Source organism: Lysinibacillus sp. NPDC096418, assembly GCF_044762775.1.
Lineage (GTDB): Bacteria > Bacillota > Bacilli > Bacillales_A > Planococcaceae > Lysinibacillus.
This window is the reverse complement of sequence record NZ_JBIWEY010000002.1, coordinates 1-20,900: the sequence shown is the minus strand read 5'-3', so window position 1 is coordinate 20,900 and position 20,900 is coordinate 1. Positions and strand designations below refer to the sequence as shown.

Below are 20,900 nucleotides of genomic sequence, written 5' to 3'. Positions count from 1 at the left end.
TAATTTTCACCATACTTTCATTTACGCCTAGTAGCAAAAAGCAACACAAATGTGTCGCTTTTTACACTTACTATTCTTGATTCTGTGTTAATACTTGGATACGTCCATCACTTTTTTGCAATTCTACTAAGAATAAACGTTGTAACCACGCTTCTTCTACATAATAGCTATTGGCAATTTTGAGGATTGGTTCAGATATTGTTGAATATCTGCGCTGATTAAATACATAAAACCCTGGTTCTTTCGGGAATCGGAATGTACGTGTCTCACTATTTACATAGTAACCATTTTCCCCTTCATTAGCAGTGTAGCCTAAATGCGGTAAGAGTGTATCAGCATTATATAATATTTGGCCCTCATATTGAATTATATCTACATCTTCTTTAATGACATCATCAACATAAACGCTTCTCTCATCTTCAATTAATAATGGATAAACGCCCTTTTCTTGCGCAACATTTAACTCAAAATAAGATGTTTTTTCTGTTAATACTTCTGATAATAGTTCATCCATTGTAGTTGGGGAAATTGGCCCTTCACCTAAGTTATTCACAGCTTCCTGCCAAGCACGTTCTTGGTCATTAGACATGAACTCCTTCAATGTAGCCACCATTTCTTTCGCCTTATCAGAGCCGATTGAGCCACTTACTAAGTACGACGCTACAACTTCTATTAACCATTCAGGCGCATCCTTAAACGCTAACTTTGACTTGATTTGCGAAAGAATAACCTGTTGTTCTACTGCCTGTGTCGTTAGCTCCGGTAAGAATAATATACGATCATCATGCTCAGCAACTGGCTTTTGCTCCTGTATAATAGAAATATGCTCATCATTTAAAAACTGTATGCTTTCAAGAGCTTTTAAAAATTCGTTAGATACCGCTTGCTTTGCATAAATCGATAATACTGGGGTTTGCTTTTGCACTTGTAAATTTCCTGCTTGCCAATATAAATCACGAACTGCACCGTCTCCACTAAACATTGTATAGTTCACAAGCGATAATTGTTGTTGCCCTATTAATGGCAGACCTGTTACCCACTGTCCTGCCATTTTAACGTCCGTTGAAATATGTACAACAGAGTACGAGGTCTCTCCATTCTGAAGTGTAGCAAATACATCCTGGATCAACATTTTATCTTGTAGACCACCCTCAAGTGGAATTATGTATGAAACCGATTGTGCTTTCGTCTCACCTTTTTTAAAATATGTTGTTTCTTCTGATAATCGGTTACAACTATTTTCAGTCTCAATGAAACAAGTTGGATCAACTGCATTTTTTGGCCATTTAATTTTTACTTTTTGATTTGGTAAATTTTTAAAATGCTGTCTAACATCTAAACTATTTTCACGATAAACAATCTCAATTTCTTGCGAATAGTGGAATTCGCCATTACCTGCTTCTAAATCAGACGAGTATGCCTGATATTGGAAAAACAATGTACCTGTAATAATTAACGCTAGTATGGAAAAAAAACTCAATGCAAATTTCATATGCTAGACCTCCCGCAGCATGATACTATGTGTATTGGAAAGGATGTGCAGATATAATGCCACAACAATTTATAGAACTAGGTGAAGGCTACGGTGATGTATACGAGCTACTGGAGATTATTAAATCAAATAACAGCCGCTTCCATCAAGCCTTCATTCTAACATCAACAAAAGAAGAACAAACAGTTGCTTCTTTAGCAGTTGCCCTTAAACCAGCAGGTGACAGTAAATTCATGCCCATTTACATTTGCCGTGAAGGCATTCCTTATAATGAGGAGAAGCCATCAAAACGTCAATTAATGTTCGAAGAATGTATTGAACAACGCGGTAGAAAAGCAGTAGTTGTAGAAATAAAGCACTCATCTATATTTTCGGAGTCAAAACTATTTTATCAATACCTTATTGGAATAATGAGACTACATCACTATATCCCAGCATTAAACTGATATTATAGACCCGCTTTATAGTCATATTCCTTCGCTTTATCTGGTTTAGCATTTTCAAACTCAGTTTTTAGGAATGGACGATAAGATTCCACAACGTCTTTTACAAAAGGAAGGCGTTGTATTTTTGTAGTCATCGTTTCAATGTCCTCTCGATTGCAATAAAGTACAACATATTTTTGCTTACGAGAAATGTAATGAACATGACCATATTTCCGAAGTGATTTTGCATGTTTTAATTGATGGACGTAAACGATTAGCCCTTGTCGTTCGTTCATAAGTATTCCCTCATTTCTTATCTAAAAGAATACCATACACGTGAAATTGATAGCAACAGAGTTTAGCTGACAGCTGGATCGTTTTTCCGTTATAATGGAAAAGCATAGAATTTTTTGATGACCGAAGTCTACTCACTTGTGATTGATTAAGTGAATTCACCAGTACCTTTTAGGATAAAAATGATTGTTAAGGAGGACGAATATGGGGAAGAAAACAAAGATAGCAATTGCCATCGCAGCTGCTAGTGCAGCAGCATGGGCAGGGAGTAAAGCTATTTCTAAACCGCAACAGCGAGAAGGAAAAACAGCGTTACAATTTGATCGCCCAATTGTACTTGCACATCGCGGTGGTGCACATTTAGCACCAGAGCACACGATGCCAGCTTTTGAAAAAGCTGCACAATTAGGCGTTGATGGCTTTGAGGTCGACATTCGTTTAACTAAAGATGAAGAGATTATAGTCTTCCATGATGCGACAATTGACCGTACAACAGATGGTTATGGCCTAGTAGCTGACATGACATTAGAAGAGATTAATGCTTTTAACCATGGCTACCAGTTTGAAGATTTAGATGGTGTACCTACTTACCGTGATCAGAAAGTCGACGTTGTAACACTTCGTGAATTACTAGAAACATATTCAGATATGTTAATAAATATTGAAATAAAAGATGCACCAGATACGTATGAAGGTAGTTTAATACCGTCCAAACTATGGCGTTTAATTGAAGAGCTCGGCGTAGAAGATCGCGTTATTGTAGCAAGCTACTATGGCGAACAAGTAGATCGCTTTAATTTATATGCACAAAACCGTGTTGCACTTAGCGCCGGTGAATCAGATGTACGAAAAGCATTTACATCTTTTTCAAGTCAATTCGGGCATTTGTATCATCCAAAAGTGGATGTATTCCAACTCCCTACAAAGTCTGGTGTAGTTGCACTGGATTCACCAAAGTTCATTCAGTTCTTGAACAATCTTAATATTCCAGTCCATTATTGGACAATCAATGATTTAGTAACGATGAATAAGCTTATACGAAATGGTGCAAAAGGTATTATTACCGACCGCCCTGATATCGCAATGGTGCTACTACAAAAGTATCAATAACAAAGTGCGTCCCCTAAGTTCAATTCGACTTAGGAGACGTTCTTTTCACTATTACCTATTTTAAGTTAGCAAGCACTGCATCTGTTACTTCACGTAAATTGGCTGTACCGCCTATATCACCTGTTTTCACTCCTTGAGCCAATGTCGCTTCTATAGCATTTAACACCTTTGTTCCTACTTCTGAATAGCCTAAGAAATCGAGCATCATCTTGCCTGTCCAAATTTGTCCAAGTGGATTTGCTATACCTTTACCAGCGATATCTGGTGCAGAACCATGAACAGGTTCGAACATCGATGGATACTCTCGTTCAATATTTAAGTTGGCAGCAGGTGCAATCCCGATACTCCCCATAATTGCCCCACCTAAATCCGTTAAAATATCTCCGAACAAATTCGATGCAACAATCACATCAAACACTTGTGGCTTCATCACTAAAAAAGCAGCTAATGCATCAATATGATTTGTTGATTGTCCGATATTTTCGTAATCTTTCCCTACTTCTCCAAATACTTCATCCCAAAATGGCATACTGTATGTTAAACCATTTGACTTTGTAGCACTTGTAACATGCTGACGACGATTTTGTGCCATCTCAAAGGCATAGCGCATCGCACGTTCTGTTCCTTTGCGTGTAAAAATAGCATTTTGAATAGCTACCTCATCCTGTCCACTATGGATGCGGCCGCCACTTTCTGAATATTCTCCTTCAGAATTTTCACGAACAACTACAAAATCAAAACCATTTGGATTACGTAATGGTGAGGATAAACCTTGTAATAATTTTGCCGGACGTACATTAATGGATTGTTCCATCTCACGACGAATTTTAATGAGTAGGCCCCAAAGTGATATATGATCCGGCACAAGGTCTGGCATGCCCACCGCACCTAAAAAAATTTGATCATAGCCTTTTAAAATATCAATGCCATCGTCTGGCATCATTTTTCCTGTTTCTAAATAATATTCGCAGCCCCACGGAAATGTTGTCCATTCAAATTGGAAACTGCCATCTAGTTGTGCTGCCTTGTCGAGTACTTCCATTGCTGCTGGAACAACTTCTTTTCCTATGCCATCTCCTGGTATTACTGCAATTCGATAAATTTTCATATGTATAACCCCCTGTTTGAAGCTCATCACCAGATCATGGGGTTGATTTTCGTTCGTGCTAGGCGCTTTTCAGGGCGTGCACTGCAGTAGCACAAATAAATTGTCACGAGACGTGACGTTCTAGCCTTCGTTCCTTTATTGTCTCCCCAGGAGTTGCCCAGCCCTACTCCAATCAACGAACTTTTTAAAGTCAATACGCATCTTGATTAAATTGCATACCCTACTTTTGATGATGAACCTTGTTTGAACTTACCTTACATAATTTACTATACACGCTTCTCACCACAAAAAAAATAGAAGAAGTGTAACGCCTACACTTCTTCTATCGTTATGCCGAGCAAGAGCAAGAGCCTCCTGAACCACAGCCACTCCCACAAGCAGAATTTGATGCAAAAAATGGATTGCTTACTGGAACTTTTACCGCTTCAGATACAGTTTTACCGATCAGTAAGCTAATTTCATCAAGCAAATCTTGAAAGTCGTTTTCAGCTAGCCTTAGCGCTGAAACTTTATCATTTAAATCGAGCTCACGCTTTTGCTGGCGGATCGACTTCATGATTGTATGATAATCAGGATGATATTTCCCAAAACGTTGTACATCTTCGTATTGCTCTTTCATACGCCCAAATGCGTGAATAGCTTCTACTAATTTCGGATCGCTATAAACGGCATTATACGCTTGCTGTAGCGTATTTGCTGGTTCGGAGGAAAGAATCATCTCACAAAGCGCATCGGCCTTATCTAAAATGAGTGCCCATTCAGAGGTCATCATCATTATTAATTCCCCCAATCTCTTTCCCATCATAACAGATTTTATGGTAATTTTACATTAATGATATTTCAACTTAAAGGAGTTTTTTACAATTGGCCATATCATCGAAAGAACAAATCGAAGAGTTACTAGCTGACATTTTACAAAATAGTACGGAAGAAGATGAGGAGGTACTACGTCATTTACTAGGTGGGCTTCGCGATAAGCAACAAGGCACCCATCGTCGATATATAAATGCTGCACTTCATATGGTGGGAGAATTCAAACCTGAAGAAAGTAAGGTTCGAATACCAATTACGCCAGTTATTCATAATACGATTAAAGTGCCACATGGAGGAATAATTGCAACAATCGCTGATGCGGCGATGGGAGGGCTCGCTTCACGCTCTGTACCAGAAGGCTTTAACGTGGTCACTACAAACATCAACATTTCATATATTGCGACAACAACAAATAAAGAGCTAATTGCTCGAGGTCGTTTTGTGCATAAAGGACGTCAAACATTAGTAATGGAGTGCGATGTTGAGGATGAAACTGGACGTAAGCTAGCCATTGCAACAGCTTCCTTCTTCGTCATTAAACGTCGCCCGTCGTGAGATTGGCAAAATAATCTTGAATGCATTGTTGGTCGGAAAAGGGGAACTTTTGATTTTTAATTTGCTGCGTTTGTTCATGCCCTTTTCCAGCAACAAGCACGATATCACCTTTCTTCGCCTTTGATAACGCTTGATGAATGGCAACTTGTCGGTCTAAAAATACTTCATAATATTGTTGTTCAGAAAAACCGGCTATAATACTTTCATTAATAGTAATAGGATCCTCATCACGAGGATTATCGGTCGTTAAAAAAATAATGTCCGCATATTTACTCGCCACGGCCCCCATTGAAAAGCGCTTTGCTTTATCTCGATTTCCACCACAACTAAACACAAGAAGAATTGTTTTTTTATCATCAAAAGTCTGTAAAACCGCTTGTAATGCTTCTGCTGTATGCGCATAATCGACATAAACATCAATACCAAATGGATTATCTATTTTTTCGAGCCGCCCTTGTGGTAATTTCAAAGCCCACATATGCGTAATTATTTCTTCTATTGTAAAGCCGAGGCGCCAGACAGCCATTAACGCAGCAATCGTATTTTGAACATGATAACGGCCAACAAAAGGAATTTCCACAATATGCTCACTTGCACTCGTTTGCAAACATAATGTTGTTTTTCCAGTCGATTCACCTAATATTTGAACATGTAAATCATTGTGATTCTCAAAGCCAAATGAGCATGCCTTTTTCTTATCATAAATCCCTACAGAACGGCAAAAATTATCATCACCGTTTAATACAAGTTTTTTCGACAAATCTGCTAATCTCTTTTTTGCACGTTTATATGCTTCAATTCCTCCGTGATCCTCTAAATGATCTTCAGATAAATTTAAGAAAACACCACAATCAATATCACAATGATCAAGTCTATATTGCTGCAAGCCCATCGATGAAGCTTCTAGTACGATATATTTGACTCTAGCAGACACACATTCTTTTAAAATCGGATGTAGCTCCTTTGCCTGTACTGTCGTTAATTCTTCATAGTTTGTTTGCTGTTTTTGACCGTTGATAAAATAGCCAACAGTTCCAATCACCGCCACATTATTATGTAAGGCCCTTAGTAATTGACTGATAAAGTGACTAACTGTTGTTTTTCCATTTGTTCCTGTTACAGCAATTACCGTTAATGCTTCTGCTGGAAAACCAGCTAATTTCGCACTTGCATATGAAAGAAACAAAGCTGTATTAGGAACCCATACATAAGGTATCTTTTTGTCATTTGAAGGAATTGTGATACTCTCTTCTGACACAATCGCAACAGCGCCTCGTTCCAAAGCTTCTTTTATAAAACGACTTCCTGTTGTTTTGACACCTTTTCGTATGACAAAAATATCACCTGGCTTAACTGCCTGTGCATAATCCTCCACCCCTGTAATAATAGTCCGAATCGAGCCCCCTGTAACGGTACAAGGCCATTCTTTTAACAGCTCTGCTAATTGCATCATACAACTCCCCTCCCCTATTTTCCCTATCATATGTCGGCGCTTGTAACGGGGTGACGAAAAAAAGCAGTGCACACGTTTCCTACCGTGTACACTGCTTTTCATTTACCTAGTGATATTTTCTGGTTCTTCAACAGGGGTTTCGTTGTTCTGTTTCTCACTGCTCTCTTTATCTTTAGAAGGTTCAATAAAGATCTGTGTATAGTAATTTAAATATACACCTGAGCCAACAACAGAATATTTCTCATTCATAATAACCTTACGATGCTCTGCTGAATTGAGCCATCCATGCATCGCCTCAATTGCATCAAAATAAGCAGTCGCTAGATTTTCATGTGCATCGCTAAAGGATATTTCTTGTGTTTCTAATCTCTTTTTTAAATCTCCATGGGTTGGTGACTCATGTGCGAGGAAATTTTGTACTTTCATATCCTCACTATGCATTTGTGCAGCATTTCCAAGAGCCTTGTCTACTTCTAAAGATGGCAGCTCATGATGCTCCCGTGTGATATTAATTAAATCATTTAGCTGTGCAGCATTTGCTGCGTTAATATCTTGCTGTAAAAAAGAAGATGGCGGTGTTGATGTTACAAGCTCACCTTGATATATCATTTCATAAGGCTGATGTAATACTAACGTTTCGCTATCTGTAAAACGTACACCTTGCAATTCACCTGTTTCACCATCTATATACAACTGTGCAAAAACGCCGTCAAATTTAACGAGTAAACGTGTCTGCATATCTTTTTCATCCATGGAGAAAATGAAAATATTATCGTCCACATTGGCGGCAACTTCATAGTCAATGATCGTCATGCGATATATGTCATCTCGCTTTTGACCAATTTTAAAAGGAGAAGCATCTAGCTCATCACCAGCTATGTATACTTGTGTCACAATGTCATTTTGTACACCTAACATAAAAAACGTCGCAGCACTTTCTTTATATACCCACCAATCATACCCGAACGACGACGGCTCTATTCTTGCTGGCTCTCCATACTGTTCAAGGACTGCCCCCACTCCTTGCCCAATAAATAGCGACAAGCCGCTTTGTGGACGTGTTATCGCACCTTCATCAGGTTGTTCTAATTCTGTTTTGGGAATTACATTGGAATTTGCATTAGGGCCTTTTAACGGCTCATTTTCACGAGCGGTATTAAAGAACATAAAGCCGATCAATGCAATCGCTGCACAAGCTAATAATATGCGAAATAAAGCTTTCATATATTACTCCTTTTCATCACCATTATTGGTAGTTATTATATCAATTGTAAGTCGCTTGACACAATGTTGTCATTGCAACAATGTCAAATATGCTCTATTATAAAAATGAGCGTATAATATGTACGAAATGCTAAAGGAGGATTATTTAGATGTATTTTGAAAATACTAACCTTGAAAATGTAATAGCCGACCAAGAATTAATTGAAAGCGTTATGAATAAAAATGGTCTTGAATGTGATGGTGGCTGGGATTATGAACGCATGACATTCGACCGTCGTTTCGATACTCGTGAGGGTCGTTACTACCTTCGTGTATTCGCATATGCTAAATCTGGTGATGTTGGCGCACACGATGCAGTCTTAACTTTAATGAAACCAGTTATCGGTAAATATTACTATCCACACGGTGTAGAATATGGTGAAGATGAAGTTTTCCCAGCACACCTTGTAAAAAAATGTGAAGAAATTCTAAAAAAAGTAAAATTAGATTTAGAAGCATTTGAAGTACGCGCATAATTTACTGATCAAAGACTGGATACCCAGTCTTTTTTATTTTGCCCTTGTAAAAAAGAAATTTCTCCTCATACTAACAACATCTTTCATAATGATGTAGGTGGTTAAATTGAAAAGCTTTTTCCAAAAACCCTTTTTCCGTCATCCAATTACAGTTATTTTAATAGGTACTGCGATGCTTTGGTTAATATCCCTATCGCTTCCGATTATCCTTGCCTATTTAACTGCCCTTTTACTGGAGCCCTTTGTCTTAAAGATCGGAAAGCGACTTCGTTTCAAAAGAAGTGCCACCGTTTCGATATTATCCATAATTTTTTTCATTCTCAGCACTTTGATATGTCTGTTAATAGGATATATAGCCTGGAAGCAATTTTCAACATTTTTAAACCATTTCCCAGAATATATTAACCAATTATCTGCATTTTGGATTCAGATGCAATCAAAACTAGCCGTCTATACGCATCCTCTACCTCTCGAACTTGTGATTCAAATTCAAACACTAATTTCTCGAGGGCTTATTTCTCTCGAAGATTTTGCCTTTTCACTAACAAATTTAAATTATTGGTCATCTTTTATGACCCATTTACCGACACTACTTTTTGATGTATTAATCTATTGGCTCGTCTTATACATGTTACTATTAGAGTTACCATCCATTAATCAAAAGTTATTGTCACCTGTTCCTTTTCATCATCAACAAAAACTAATACTTATTGCACAGCGAGTTAAGATTGCTTTGTTTGGATTTATCAAGGCACAAGTTTTAGTAGCAGTCTGCATTTTTATTGTGGCATTGCTTGCATTCTTCTTATTAAAGATGCCATTTCCAATTGTATTAGCGCTGCTGCTCGTGATACTTGACTTTATTCCTTTTTTAGATTCGATTATATTGCTCGGTCCTTGGGCTATCTACAATGTTGTAACTGGCGAATATTTATTTTCATTGGCTCTAATAATTTTAACTGTCGTGCTATTTTTAATTCGCCGTATGATTGAACCTAAAATCATTGGTGACCAAATTGGATTATCTTCTCTTTCTACACTCATCTCGATGTTCATTGGCTTCAAAATCTTCGGCTTTCTTGGCATATTAATCGGTCCATTAGTTATTGTTGTTATTATGACCCTCATCAATCCACCACCATCAAAAAATCTCCCTCCTACCGAAGAGTAAGAAGGGAGATTTTATTAAACAATTAACGACTCGGCGTAATTCCGTAGTCACTCAAGCATTGTCGCAGAAGCGGCGTTCTTAGCCATAGCTCCGCTTTTAGCAGATTTGCCACTGATTCATATTAAAACCCTAGAATCGCTTTAATAACTGATGTAGTTTCACCTGGCTCAAACAGTACGTATAACAGACAATAAACCATGACACCAGTAATTGCTACAAAGAACCAAATAATACTCGTAATCGGCCCAATACGACGGTGAAGTTTCAAGTTTGTTTTTAAACCTGAAATAATACTAACAATACCAAAAACAGCTCCTGTTGTTGCTAAAATAATGTGAAAAATTAAGAAGAATGTATAGTATGGTTTTAAATCATCTCCACCACCGAATGCAGTATTACCAATAAAGACTGTACGTGAAGCATAGATAATGAAGAAAATAAGGGCAGCAACACCTGCAGCCAACATTACTTTTTTATGTGCTTCTACTTTTCCTTTTACTACTAAACCCCAACCAATTGCCACTAATACCGCACTAATGACGATAAATGATGTACTAATCGTGGGTAAAATTTCTAAACTCATCCTCAAAACCCCTTATACATATAAAATTTCTAGTTTTACATTTGATGTTCGTTTTCCCATTTCTGTTGATGCGCTTTTAATGCATCTGCAGTAATTTTATCGGAATCCTTTTGTTCAGAGCGATACCATTTTGTAAAGATAGAAGCAAGTAAAACCCCAAAAATCAGCTCTTGTAAAATTTTCATTATTACACCGCCAAGTTGTTGATCCTCAATAGGCTTCATATCTGTAAATAGCTCGGGACCAGATAGCGATAATCCTGATAAAGTCGATGCAGGTACACATAACTCCATTGCTTTCAACCATGCATCACCATTTGTATATGTATCATACATAGGTTCTGGTGCGAAAATTATAAGGGCACAAGCCGGTGTGATCAATACTGCATTTGCAATAATGTAGCCTATTTTATACAGCGGCTTCATTTGTTGTCGATCTGGCATTTTTTGAATGATTGGCCAGTACATTAATACCGCAGAAATAAACAATATAAATGTGTACGTACCATGGAATGTTTCGTTTAACTTAATGTAATCTAATACAGATGGTAAATGATAAAATGAGAAAAGTCCGATAAATACTAAAACAGCTACTACAGGTAATGTAAGCACCCTAAAAATTGTCTTTATGACCGGTGCCTCAATTACAACCTTCCACAGCCACCAAGGAATCCCTTTAATAATGAAGATTGGTACAAGTAATAATAACACAGCCATTTGCACCATATGTACCGTAAACATTATATGTGCCATTAAATCTAAAGGAGACCCTTTAATAATATATATCGTCACCATGGCTAATAGGAAGTATATTGCCTCACCCTTTTTCAAAGGCTCATTTACTTTAAAGTCTTTTCTCCATTTAATTGTTACTAAAAAATACAATCCTGTTATGAAAACGAGAACCCCTATTAAATACGGGCTCCATAATGCTTGGAAACCAAATATACTAAGTGACATGTTAAACGCACCCCTTTAAACTTCAATACTCCTATTATAAAGCCCTTACATGTGAACTGCAATGAACGATCAGTGAACAATTTCTCCACATTTAACATGATATGGAGGCAAAAAAAGCACGTTCCTATTAGTAGGAACGTGCTTTTTAAAGATTACCACCAAACGATCGTCAAGAACGCAAGGAAGAAAGTGAATGCTATAAGAATACCAAACCACATGAAGAACGCAATAACGCCACCGAAGTGAGTTTTTTTATCTTCTAAGTGCATGAATGAATAAAGTTGAAGCACTACTTGAATACCTGCTAATAACAAAACGAAAGGTACGATTAAATATACTGAAAAATCAGCAGCAACTACTGCGAACGCGATGAACGTTAAGAAAATCATGATCGCAAAGTTAATTACTTGTTTACGCATATGAACGGCATTGTGATGACGATCATACTCGTACTGCGCTTGAGACTTAGCAACTACAGGTGTATCGTGTGACATATTATCCGATCACTCCCATCAAGTATACTACTGTAAAGATGAACACCCAAACTACATCGATAAAGTGCCAGTATAAAGCAGCTACGAAGAATTTTGGTGCGTTGTATAGGTTAAGACCACGTTTAGCGTTACGAATCATTAATGTTGAAATCCAAACTAGACCTAACGTTACGTGGAAACCATGTGTACCAACTAGCGAATAAAACGCAGTTGCGAATGCAGATTGGCCAAATGTGAAGCCAAGGTGTACATAGTGATAGAACTCATATATTTCTAAACATAAGAAACCTAAACCTAAAAGTAACGTAATTGCTAACCAAGTTTGCATAGCCTTAAAGTTAAAGTTACGCATATGGTAAATTGCATAAACCGATGTCAATGAAGATGTTAAAAGTAACATTGTCATTGCAAATGCTAACGGTAATTCAAATAATTCTTGTGTTGAGAACTTCATGCCTGCTGGCCCTTTGTTCTTAAGTGCTAAGTATGTTGCGAATAAACTTGCAAAAAGTACAACTTCACATGCAAGGAAAATCCAGAAACCAACAACTTTATTCTTCCCCTCCATTGTAGCTTGTTCAGGATGATCTGGCCAAGTATGAGGAGTAAATTTAGTGTTGTAATCCATTATTTTTTTCCTCCTTTGCCGTAAAGTTGTTCTTCAATTTCAAGAATTTCTTCTTTGTGTAAATGGAAACCATGGTCGTCTTTAACAGAACGAGTAATCATAGCACCAAATGTAATTGCTAAACCAGCAATTAGTATATAGATTGACCAAGGTTTATCAGCATCTGGGTTGTAAAGAGCACCGAATGCTGCAATAAACATACCCATTGAAATTACGAATGGAATTGCAGAGTTGTTTGGCATATGGATATCGCCAATTGGCTCAGCATATGTCATACCTTCTTTGTTACCTTCTTGTTTTTCAATCCAGTATGGGTCTAATCCACGAACTAGTGGAGTTTGACGGAAGTTATAGAATGGAATTGGTTGTGGAATCGCCCATTCTAAAGTACGTCCATCTCCCCATGGATCTTGACCAGCTGGTGGACGTTTAATTGACAGTAAGCAGTTGATTACCATCATGACAACCCCTACACCCATCATTGCTGCACCGACTGTTGAAATATAGTTGAACTGATCCCAACCTTGACCTTCCATGTAAGTGAATACGCGACGTGGCATACCCATTAAACCAAGGAAGTGCTGTACGAAGAATGTTAAATGGAACCCAATGAAGAATACCCAGAAAGTCCATTTTCCAAGCGTTTCGTTTAACATACGGTTGAAGAAAATTGGCCAGTAGAAGTGCGCTGAACCGAATAATGCTGTAACGATACCACCAACGATTACGTAGTGGAAGTGAGCTACGATAAAGTAAGAATCATGTAATTGATAGTCAAGAGGAGCAGATGCTTGCATTACCCCTGTAACACCACCCGCAACGAATGACGGGATGAAACCAAGTGCATAAAGCATTGGTGTTGTAACTTTAATAGAACCGCCCCAAATTGTGAGGATCCAGTTAAACACTTTCATACCTGTTGGAACGGCGATAGCCATTGTTGCAACAGCAAAGATTGCGTTTGCAGTTGGCCCAAGACCAGTTGTGAACATGTGGTGAGCCCAAACCATGAAGCCTAGGAACCCGATTAAAATTGTTGCGAATACCATTGAAGAGTATCCGAATAAACGCTTACGAGAGAACGTTGGAATAATCTCAGAGAATAAACCGAACGCTGGTAATACTAAGATATAAACCTCTGGGTGTCCGAAGATCCAGAATAAGTGTTCCCAAATTACTGTGTTACCACCCATAACATGGTTAAAGAATTGACCGCCAAACATACGGTCAATTAACATCATTAATAAACCGATTGTAAGTGGAGGGAACGCGAATAAGATTAAAGCACTTGATACAAGTGAAGTCCACACGAATAATGGCATACGCATGAATGTCATACCTGGAGCACGCATTGTAATGATCGTAACGATGAAGTTAAGACCAGAAATTAATGTACCTGCCCCTGAAATTTGTAAACCAAGTACATAGAAGTCAATACCATGACCTGGAGAATATAATGATAATGATGCATAAGAAGTCCAGCCCGCATCAGGAGCGCCACCCATAAAGAATGACAGGTGAAGGAATACCGCACCTAGGAAGAATAACCAGAACCCTAAAGAGTTAAGGAATGGGAATGCAACGTCACGTGCACCAATTTGTAATGGTACAAGCATGTTCATAAATGCGAATAGCAATGGAGTCGCAGCTAGGAATAACATTGTTGTTCCGTGCATTGTTAATAATTCATTGAAAAAACCTGCTGAAATGAAATCATTATTTGGTTTCATTAACTGAATACGCATTAATAACGCTTCAAAACCAGCGATAGCGAAGAACAATGTACCGGCTAATAAATACATGACTGCTAACTTTTTATGGTCAACAGTAGTAATGTAATCCCAGACAGTTGCTCCGAAGCCCTTTTTCTGTGTATATGAGCTCACAACTTTTTACCTCCCTTAAAGTTTGTAACATAAACTAAAAATTATTTTTCAACAGATAAGCCCATGATATAAGTTGCAAGAGCTTGAATTTCTTCGTCAGTTAAGTCGCCGTAGATTGGAGCAGTGCCATCAGCATTCATCATTAAGTTACCAGGTTTGAATTCTTCAGGGTCTTTAATCCACGCTTTTAAATCTTCTTCAGTGTGGTCTAAGAAACCAGCTAGTCGGTTACGATCACCGAATGTCGCTAAGTTTGGACCCATTCCTGGAGTCGAACCTGAACCTGAAACTGCGTGACATGCTAGACAGCTTTTACCAAATGTTGCTTCACCAAGATCCGCAGATTCTTTATCAGCAGTTTGTCCTTCTGTCGCTTGCATTGCTGCAACCCATGCATCAAATGCATCTGGGCTTAACGCTTTAACTTTGAAGTCCATTAGAGCATGTGAAGGACCACATAACTCAGCACATTTACCATAGAATACGCCATCTTTTAGGCCTTCTGATTCTTCGTCAAATACTAGGTAGAATTTATTTACGTTTTCTACGTTTGTATCCATTTTACCGCCGACTGCAGGAATCCAGAATGAGTGCTTAACATCAGCTGCTTTTAGGTTAAAGTAAACCTTTTGACCTGTTGGTACAACTAATTCTTGAGCTGTAATAATGCCTTGGTTAGGATATTCGAATTCCCACCAGTAAAGTTTTGCAGTTACATTAACTGTAAGTGCAGTTTTGTTGCCATCTTCGTCTACTTCGTCCATTGCAGCTACATCTGCAAATTTGTAAGTAGCCGTAACAACTGGTACAGCTAAAATTAATAATAAAATAATCGGAATAACAGTCCAAATCACTTCAAGAGTGTGACTTCCTTCTACTTGCTTAGGAATTACGTTTTCGCCGACTTTAGAACGTCGGAACTTTAAGAATGCAAGTAAATAGATAACAGACACAACTACTACTACTAACGTCATGATTCCAGTAGCTAACAGTAATAGATTGAATTGTTCTTTACCTACTTGTCCAGATGGTTTTAGTGTAGAAATAAACTCTTCACCACATCCAGAAAGGAAGACCATCATCACCGCTAGTAGTGAAAAAAGACGCCACTTTTTAAGCCCTTTCATCATAGCTTAATTAAACCCCTCTTTCTTTGTTGTATTTTCATGTGTACCTAGGACATTGGTTCTGTCTATGTGAATTCTTATAGTAAGAAAGAATTCCAGTAGTTAGCTAAACACTGCAAAGATAATCATTGATACAAATAAGATTGTCATATGATTCAGCGAATAAATAAACATCTTATTTGCCCATTTCAAATCATCTTTTGCTGTGAAGCCTTTAAGCGCTAGAATTAACCAACCTACATTCAATGCTGTTGCAAGGAGTAAAAAGCCACTTCCTAGCTCGGGTAAAAGGAACGGTAACGGTAATAATAAAAGAATCCAAAAAAACATAGAGTACTTCGTTCGTTTAAACCCTTTTACAACAGGTAACATTGGAATATTAGCTGCACGATACTCTTCTGTTCGCTTCATCGCAAGTGCATAAAAATGCGGAGGTTGCCAAGCAAACATAATGAGAAATAAAGCAAGTGCTCCTGAAGCTAACGCTGGTTCGACAGCTGCCCACCCAATAATTGGCGGGATGGCTCCTGAAAGACTTCCGACAATCGTGTTACTAACATGCTTCCTTTTTGACCACATTGAATATAGAACTACATAAGCAAGTATCCCTGCTAGTCCCCACATGCCGGCCGCAAATGATGCCGCAAATAACAAAATTTCACCTACAAATAAAAATGAGAGGGCAATGGTCAGTACAAGACTTGGTTTAAATCTGCCAGTAACTGTAGGTCTTGACTTTGTTCTTTTCATTATCGGATCAATATCCTGATCAATGAAATTATTCATCGCGCCAGAACCACCAATAATGAGTGCTGCACCTACCATCGTGCAAAAGATGACATCAAGCTCTTGCAAGAAGTGCCCGCCTGTAAACTGAAACGCCAACCACATTCCTGTAAAGGTTGTGACAAGATTCGAGTTAACAATGCCGATTTTAATCAGTGCTAGGAAATCTTTTACAACGGATGTTGTTTCTGGACCAGTATTTCTTGTAGCAGTCACAGTACGACCGTTTGACATAATACCTCTCCTTTCATTTTTGTAAGCATATTCCGCTAACCATAACTATAGCGAAATTTGCGATTGATTTCTAGACGTTTAGTGAAATTTAGATGAAGATGTAAAATTTAGCTCGTCTAGAAATATAATTAAAATCAACATATCTATAGTAAATCATTTTCCAAATTGAATTGTGAAGGTTAAAGTACGAAATTATGAACAATTTGTGAAATGGAACTGACATCTTTTATCGCCATTGGAATACAAGTTGTTTTTTATACATTTTTTAGATATCATCTAGTAGCAGAAACATTACACGAAGATGTAATGTGGATAGACAAAGTGGGTGACTTATTTGATGCAACACAACAGGTATATGAAGTGGTTTGCTGTTGCCGCTACGCTTGGAATGCTCTTCATTTTAATTGGAGGCGCACTCGTAACAAAGACAGATAGTGGCTTGGGCTGTGGTCGAAACTGGCCGGATTGTAACGGTTCTCTTATTCCAAAAGAAATTACACCAGAAGTATTAATCGAATTTTCACACCGTCTAGTAACAGGAGTCGTATCGATTGCTATTCTTGGTTTAACAGTTTGGACTTGGCGTAAACTTGGTCATATTCGTGAAGTGAAGTTTTTAGGATTTTTAGCGATGTTCTTCTTAATCGCACAAGCTTTAATCGGTGCAGCTCAAGTATTATGGGGTCAAGGGGATTTCATTTTAGCACTTCATTTCGGAATTTCACTTATTTCCTTTGCAGCGGTTTTACTCCTTTCTATGATAGTTTTTGAAGTAGATCGGAAGTTTGATGCTGACCAAGTATTTATTGGAAAGAAATTACGATGGCATACGATTGCTGTCACAATTTATTCTTATTTAGTCGTTTATACAGGTGCTCTTGTACGCCATACAGATTCAAGTTTGGTTTGTCCAGATTGGCCGTTTTGTTATAACGAAACACCGAATGCATTACCAAACAACATGTATGAATGGGTACAAATGGGCCATCGCTTTGCCGTTCTTATAATCTTCATCTGGATTGCATACATAACGTGGCATGCAGTAAAAGAATACAAAGATCAACGTGTTATCTATTGGGGCTGGATCATCGCCTTCAGTATTGTTGTTTTACAAGTTATAGCTGGTATGTTAGTCGTACTAACAAGATTGAATTTATCTATTGCACTCGTACATTCATTACTCATTTCACTTCTATTTGGTCTACTATGCTATATGATAATGCTAGTTTCACGTAGCAACAATAATAAGAAAATTAAATAATATTAAAAAAACGACAGCAAATTGTGCGTCGTTTTTTTATATTTTTCTACTTTGTAACTTCTGAACCAATCACGCCTCTATTAAAATATATATCGTTTATTTTGACTCTACACTAATATCTGTACTTATATAGTTCATTCCACAGCAGGAACTCCAGTTACTAGCTAATCCCCCTAGAAGTCTTCGTCTTCCGTTCCATACGCTTGCCTATAGTAAAATTTTATCTAAATCAAATGCGTATTTCGGTAATATTCCTTTGCTATTTCAACATTCATACAAAAAAAGACTATTAACACGCTCTATAAGCCGTGAAATAGTCTTTTTTCATTAGTAACTATTCAATTTCAATCAACAAATCCCCTGTTGATATCGCATCTCCTGCACTCGCATACACTTCTTTTACCACACCGTCTTTCGGTGCTTGTACAGTTGTTTCCATCTTCATCGCCTCTGTAATGAGTAGGTGATCCCCGCGTTTCACTGAGCTGCCTTTTGAGACAACGACTTTCAACACCGTACCAGGCATCGTTGCACCGATTTGGTTTGGATTGCTTGGATCTGCTTTTAGCGTGATGCTGCCGTCCACTTCCACGGTCATATCTTGAATAACGAGTTCACGTGATTGACCGTTTAGCTCGAAGTACATCACACGTGTGCCATCATGCTGCGATTCGCCAATCGATACGAGCTTAATAATAAGCGTTTTTCCTTTTTCGATTTCCACTTCGATTTCTTCGCCTAATTTCAAGCCATATAAGAATGTTGGTGTGTCTAATACAGAAATGTTTCCGAAGTTATCAAGTGTTTTTGCATATTCTTCAAATACTTTCGGATACAGCGCATACGCTAACACATCTTGTTTCGTCACAGAACGATTCAATTTCTCTTCTAGTATCATTTCAAGCTGTTCAAAATTCACTGGCTCTAACAGCTCACCAGGGCGAACTGTGATGGCCTCACGATCCTTTAAGACAACTTTTTGTAGTTCTTCTGGGAAACCGCCATGAGGTTGTCCTAAATAGCCTTGGAAGAACTCGATTACTGAGTCTGGGAAGTCAATGGCTTGCCCTCTCGTAATGACTGTTTCCTCGTCTAAATCATTTTGCACCATAAATAATGCCATATCACCGACTACTTTTGATGATGGTGTTACTTTGACGATATCACCAAATAGTAGATTTACGCGAGAATACATGTGCTTCACTTCATCCCAACGGTCGCCTAAACCTACTGCTTTCGCTTGTTGTTGTAGGTTACTATACTGACCGCCCGGCATTTCGTGGACGTAAATTTCAGAATGTGGACTAATCATGCCACTTTCGAAATCTTCATAGTATTTTCGTACATCTTCCCAGTAGTATGATAGATCTTCAAGCGAGGCAATGTCCGCTCGCACCTCACGTTTGCCGCCCTTCATCGCATAATACAATGAGTTCGCGCTTGGTTGTGATGTTAAACCGGCCATTGAACCGAGTGCTGTATCAACGATATCCACGCCTGCTTCAATCGCTTTTGCATATAAGAAAATACCATTGCCACTTGTATCATGCGTATGCAGATGAATTGGTAGGTTTGTAGCTTCTTTCAGCTCAGAAATTAAACGATACGCAGCTTCTGGTTTCAGTAAGCCCGCCATATCTTTAATCGCTAAAATGTGTGCACCTGTTTGTTCAAGCTCTTTTGCCATATCTTTATAATATTGCACCGAATATTTCGCCCTTGAATCATCTAAAATATCACCAGTGTAACAGATGGATGCTTCTGCAATTTTGCCAGATTGGCGCGCGGCATCAATCGCCACTTCCATTCCTTTAATCCAGTTTAAGCTATCGAAAATACGGAACACGTCGACACCAGTTGACGCAGATTCTGCGATAAATTCACGGATTAAATTGTCTGGATAATTCGTGTAGCCGACTGCGTTCGCCCCACGTAATAACATTTGGAATAATACGTTTGGCACTTGCTCGCGTAGTTTTGCTAGACGCGCCCAAGGGTCTTCTTTTAAGAAGCGATAAGCTACGTCAAATGTTGCACCGCCCCACATTTCTAGTGAGAAGTAATTGTGCATCATACGCGCTGTTTCGTCCGCGATATCGAACATATCTTGTGAGCGAACACGTGTCGCTAGTAAAGATTGATGCGCATCACGGAAAGTTGTGTCTGTTAACAGCACATCTTCTTGCGCTAAAATCCACTTCACTAACCCATCTGCACCTTGCGTGTCTAAAATTTGTTTTGTGCCCGCTGGTGGTACGATTAACTTGTCTACTTTTGGAATGCTTGGTTGCGCGAAAATTGGCTTTGCTTTCTGTTCTACGCCTGGGAAACCATTTAATGTGACATTCCCAATGTAGCTTAGTAACTTTGTGCCACGGTCTTTACGATCAGGGAATTCGAATAGTTCAGGTGTTGTATCGATAAAGCTTGTATCGAATGCGCCACTTAAAAACTTCTCATGGACAACGACATTATTTAAAAACGGAATATTCGTTTTCACGCCGCGAATACGGAATTCACGTAAATTCCTGTCCATTTTCGCCGCAGCTTCTTTAAATGTCATGCCCGATGTCGAAATTTTCACGAGCAACGAATCATAGTAAGGTGTAACAACCGCGCCTTGGAAGCCATTTCCCGCGTCTAAGCGGACGCCAAAACCGCCACTTGAACGATATACCATCAACTTTCCAGTATCCGGCATAAAGCCATTCGCAGGGTCTTCTGTTGTCACACGCGCCTGAATCGCAAAGCCAAATAGCGGAATATCGTCCTGCTGTGGCAT

The 20,900-nt window shown here is 38.5% G+C and carries 20 protein-coding genes; 6 read left to right on the top strand and 14 right to left on the bottom strand.

Annotated features, from left to right (window positions below):
* Nucleotides 1-70: 70 nt before the first annotated feature.
* Nucleotides 71-1,492: an RNA polymerase II gene (locus tag ACIQZG_RS02645; RefSeq protein ID WP_402753618.1), complete on the bottom strand. Its 1,422-nt coding sequence runs from the start codon at nt 1,490-1,492 to the stop codon at nt 71-73.
* A 56-nt stretch (nt 1,493-1,548) separates the two neighbouring features.
* Here ACIQZG_RS02645 and ACIQZG_RS02640 point away from each other — a divergent pair, with 56 nt between their 5' ends.
* Nucleotides 1,549-1,938 carry a DUF7147 family protein gene (locus ACIQZG_RS02640; protein ID WP_402753617.1) on the top strand — a complete coding sequence of 130 codons (390 nt, stop codon included), beginning with the start codon at nt 1,549-1,551 and terminating at the stop codon, nt 1,936-1,938.
* A 2-nt stretch (nt 1,939-1,940) separates the two neighbouring features.
* Here the strand turns inward: ACIQZG_RS02640 and ACIQZG_RS02635 are convergent, their stop codons facing one another.
* Nucleotides 1,941-2,213 carry a YlbG family protein gene (locus ACIQZG_RS02635; protein WP_402753616.1) on the bottom strand — a complete coding sequence of 91 codons (273 nt, stop codon included), beginning with the start codon at nt 2,211-2,213 and terminating at the stop codon, nt 1,941-1,943.
* 202 nt (nt 2,214-2,415) lie between these two features.
* On the opposite strand from ACIQZG_RS02635, the gene ACIQZG_RS02630 reads away from it, so the two are divergent.
* On the top strand, nt 2,416-3,321 hold the full coding sequence (locus tag ACIQZG_RS02630) for a glycerophosphodiester phosphodiesterase family protein (protein ID WP_402753615.1): 906 nt from the start codon (nt 2,416-2,418) through the stop codon (nt 3,319-3,321).
* A 55-nt stretch (nt 3,322-3,376) separates the two neighbouring features.
* Here ACIQZG_RS02630 and ACIQZG_RS02625 read toward each other — a convergent pair whose 3' ends face one another.
* Entirely contained in the window at nt 3,377-4,429 is a 1,053-nt protein-coding gene (locus tag ACIQZG_RS02625; RefSeq protein WP_402753614.1) for a tartrate dehydrogenase, read from the bottom strand.
* A 328-nt stretch (nt 4,430-4,757) separates the two neighbouring features.
* Nucleotides 4,758-5,204, bottom strand: coding sequence for a YlbF/YmcA family competence regulator (locus ACIQZG_RS02620; RefSeq protein ID WP_402753613.1), 447 nt, complete (start codon nt 5,202-5,204; stop codon nt 4,758-4,760).
* An 89-nt stretch (nt 5,205-5,293) separates the two neighbouring features.
* Between ACIQZG_RS02620 and ACIQZG_RS02615 the strand changes: the two genes are divergently transcribed.
* A complete protein-coding gene (locus ACIQZG_RS02615; RefSeq protein ID WP_402753612.1) occupies nt 5,294-5,797 on the top strand; it encodes a PaaI family thioesterase in 504 nt (167 codons plus the stop codon).
* Here the strand turns inward: ACIQZG_RS02615 and ACIQZG_RS02610 are convergent.
* Together ACIQZG_RS02610 and ACIQZG_RS02605 are read right to left on the bottom strand one after the other, a co-directional pair.
* Nucleotides 5,778-7,250 (bottom strand): UDP-N-acetylmuramoyl-L-alanyl-D-glutamate--2,6-diaminopimelate ligase, encoded by a 1,473-nt coding sequence (locus ACIQZG_RS02610; protein WP_402753611.1) that lies wholly within the window; start codon nt 7,248-7,250, stop codon nt 5,778-5,780. The two genes, ACIQZG_RS02615 and ACIQZG_RS02610, sit on opposite strands and share 20 nt — an antisense overlap.
* Nucleotides 7,251-7,352: 102 nt before the next feature.
* Complete coding sequence (locus tag ACIQZG_RS02605; RefSeq protein ID WP_402753610.1) at nt 7,353-8,474, bottom strand: CAP domain-containing protein; 1,122 nt, start codon at nt 8,472-8,474, stop codon at nt 7,353-7,355.
* A gap of 149 nt (nt 8,475-8,623) precedes the next feature.
* Here ACIQZG_RS02605 and ACIQZG_RS02600 point away from each other — a divergent pair, with 149 nt between their 5' ends.
* Both ACIQZG_RS02600 and ytvI read left to right on the top strand, forming a co-directional pair.
* Nucleotides 8,624-8,989 (top strand): YugN family protein, encoded by a 366-nt coding sequence (locus ACIQZG_RS02600; protein WP_402753609.1) that lies wholly within the window; start codon nt 8,624-8,626, stop codon nt 8,987-8,989.
* A 97-nt stretch (nt 8,990-9,086) separates the two neighbouring features.
* Nucleotides 9,087-10,160 carry a sporulation integral membrane protein YtvI gene (ytvI, locus tag ACIQZG_RS02595; RefSeq protein WP_402753608.1) on the top strand — a complete coding sequence of 358 codons (1,074 nt, stop codon included), beginning with the start codon at nt 9,087-9,089 and terminating at the stop codon, nt 10,158-10,160.
* A 121-nt stretch (nt 10,161-10,281) separates the two neighbouring features.
* Here the strand turns inward: ytvI and ACIQZG_RS02590 are convergent, their stop codons facing one another.
* The 7 genes from ACIQZG_RS02590 to cyoE all read right to left on the bottom strand — a co-directional run bounded on the left by ACIQZG_RS02590 (nt 10,282) and on the right by cyoE (nt 16,857).
* Nucleotides 10,282-10,743, bottom strand: coding sequence for a DUF420 domain-containing protein (locus tag ACIQZG_RS02590; RefSeq protein WP_402753607.1), 462 nt, complete (start codon nt 10,741-10,743; stop codon nt 10,282-10,284).
* A 35-nt stretch (nt 10,744-10,778) separates the two neighbouring features.
* The gene (ctaG, locus tag ACIQZG_RS02585) at nt 10,779-11,702 is read right to left on the bottom strand and encodes a cytochrome c oxidase assembly factor CtaG (protein WP_402753606.1); all 924 of its coding nucleotides are present in this window, start codon (nt 11,700-11,702) and stop codon (nt 10,779-10,781) included.
* A 152-nt stretch (nt 11,703-11,854) separates the two neighbouring features.
* The gene (locus ACIQZG_RS02580) at nt 11,855-12,196 is read right to left on the bottom strand and encodes a cytochrome C oxidase subunit IV family protein (protein WP_402753605.1); all 342 of its coding nucleotides are present in this window, start codon (nt 12,194-12,196) and stop codon (nt 11,855-11,857) included.
* Nucleotide 12,197: 1 nt separating this feature from the next.
* Nucleotides 12,198-12,824, bottom strand: a complete 627-nt coding sequence (locus tag ACIQZG_RS02575; protein WP_402753604.1) for a cytochrome (ubi)quinol oxidase subunit III — start codon at nt 12,822-12,824, stop codon at nt 12,198-12,200.
* Nucleotides 12,824-14,710, bottom strand: coding sequence for a cytochrome c oxidase subunit I (gene ctaD, locus ACIQZG_RS02570; protein WP_402753603.1), 1,887 nt, complete (start codon nt 14,708-14,710; stop codon nt 12,824-12,826). Before ctaD ends, ACIQZG_RS02575 begins: the two co-directional genes overlap by 1 nt.
* Before the next feature lie 41 nt (nt 14,711-14,751).
* On the bottom strand, nt 14,752-15,840 hold the full coding sequence (coxB, locus tag ACIQZG_RS02565; RefSeq protein WP_402753602.1) for a cytochrome c oxidase subunit II: 1,089 nt from the start codon (nt 15,838-15,840) through the stop codon (nt 14,752-14,754).
* A 99-nt stretch (nt 15,841-15,939) separates the two neighbouring features.
* Nucleotides 15,940-16,857, bottom strand: a complete 918-nt coding sequence (gene cyoE / locus ACIQZG_RS02560; RefSeq protein ID WP_402753601.1) for a heme o synthase — start codon at nt 16,855-16,857, stop codon at nt 15,940-15,942.
* A gap of 337 nt (nt 16,858-17,194) precedes the next feature.
* On the opposite strand from cyoE, the gene ACIQZG_RS02555 reads away from it, so the two are divergent.
* Entirely contained in the window at nt 17,195-18,118 is a 924-nt protein-coding gene (locus tag ACIQZG_RS02555; RefSeq protein ID WP_402753600.1) for a COX15/CtaA family protein, read from the top strand.
* A gap of 334 nt (nt 18,119-18,452) precedes the next feature.
* Here ACIQZG_RS02555 and pyc read toward each other — a convergent pair.
* Nucleotides 18,453-20,900, bottom strand: a 2,448-nt coding sequence (pyc, locus tag ACIQZG_RS02550; protein ID WP_402753599.1) for a pyruvate carboxylase, incomplete at its 5' end; no start/stop codon positions are given.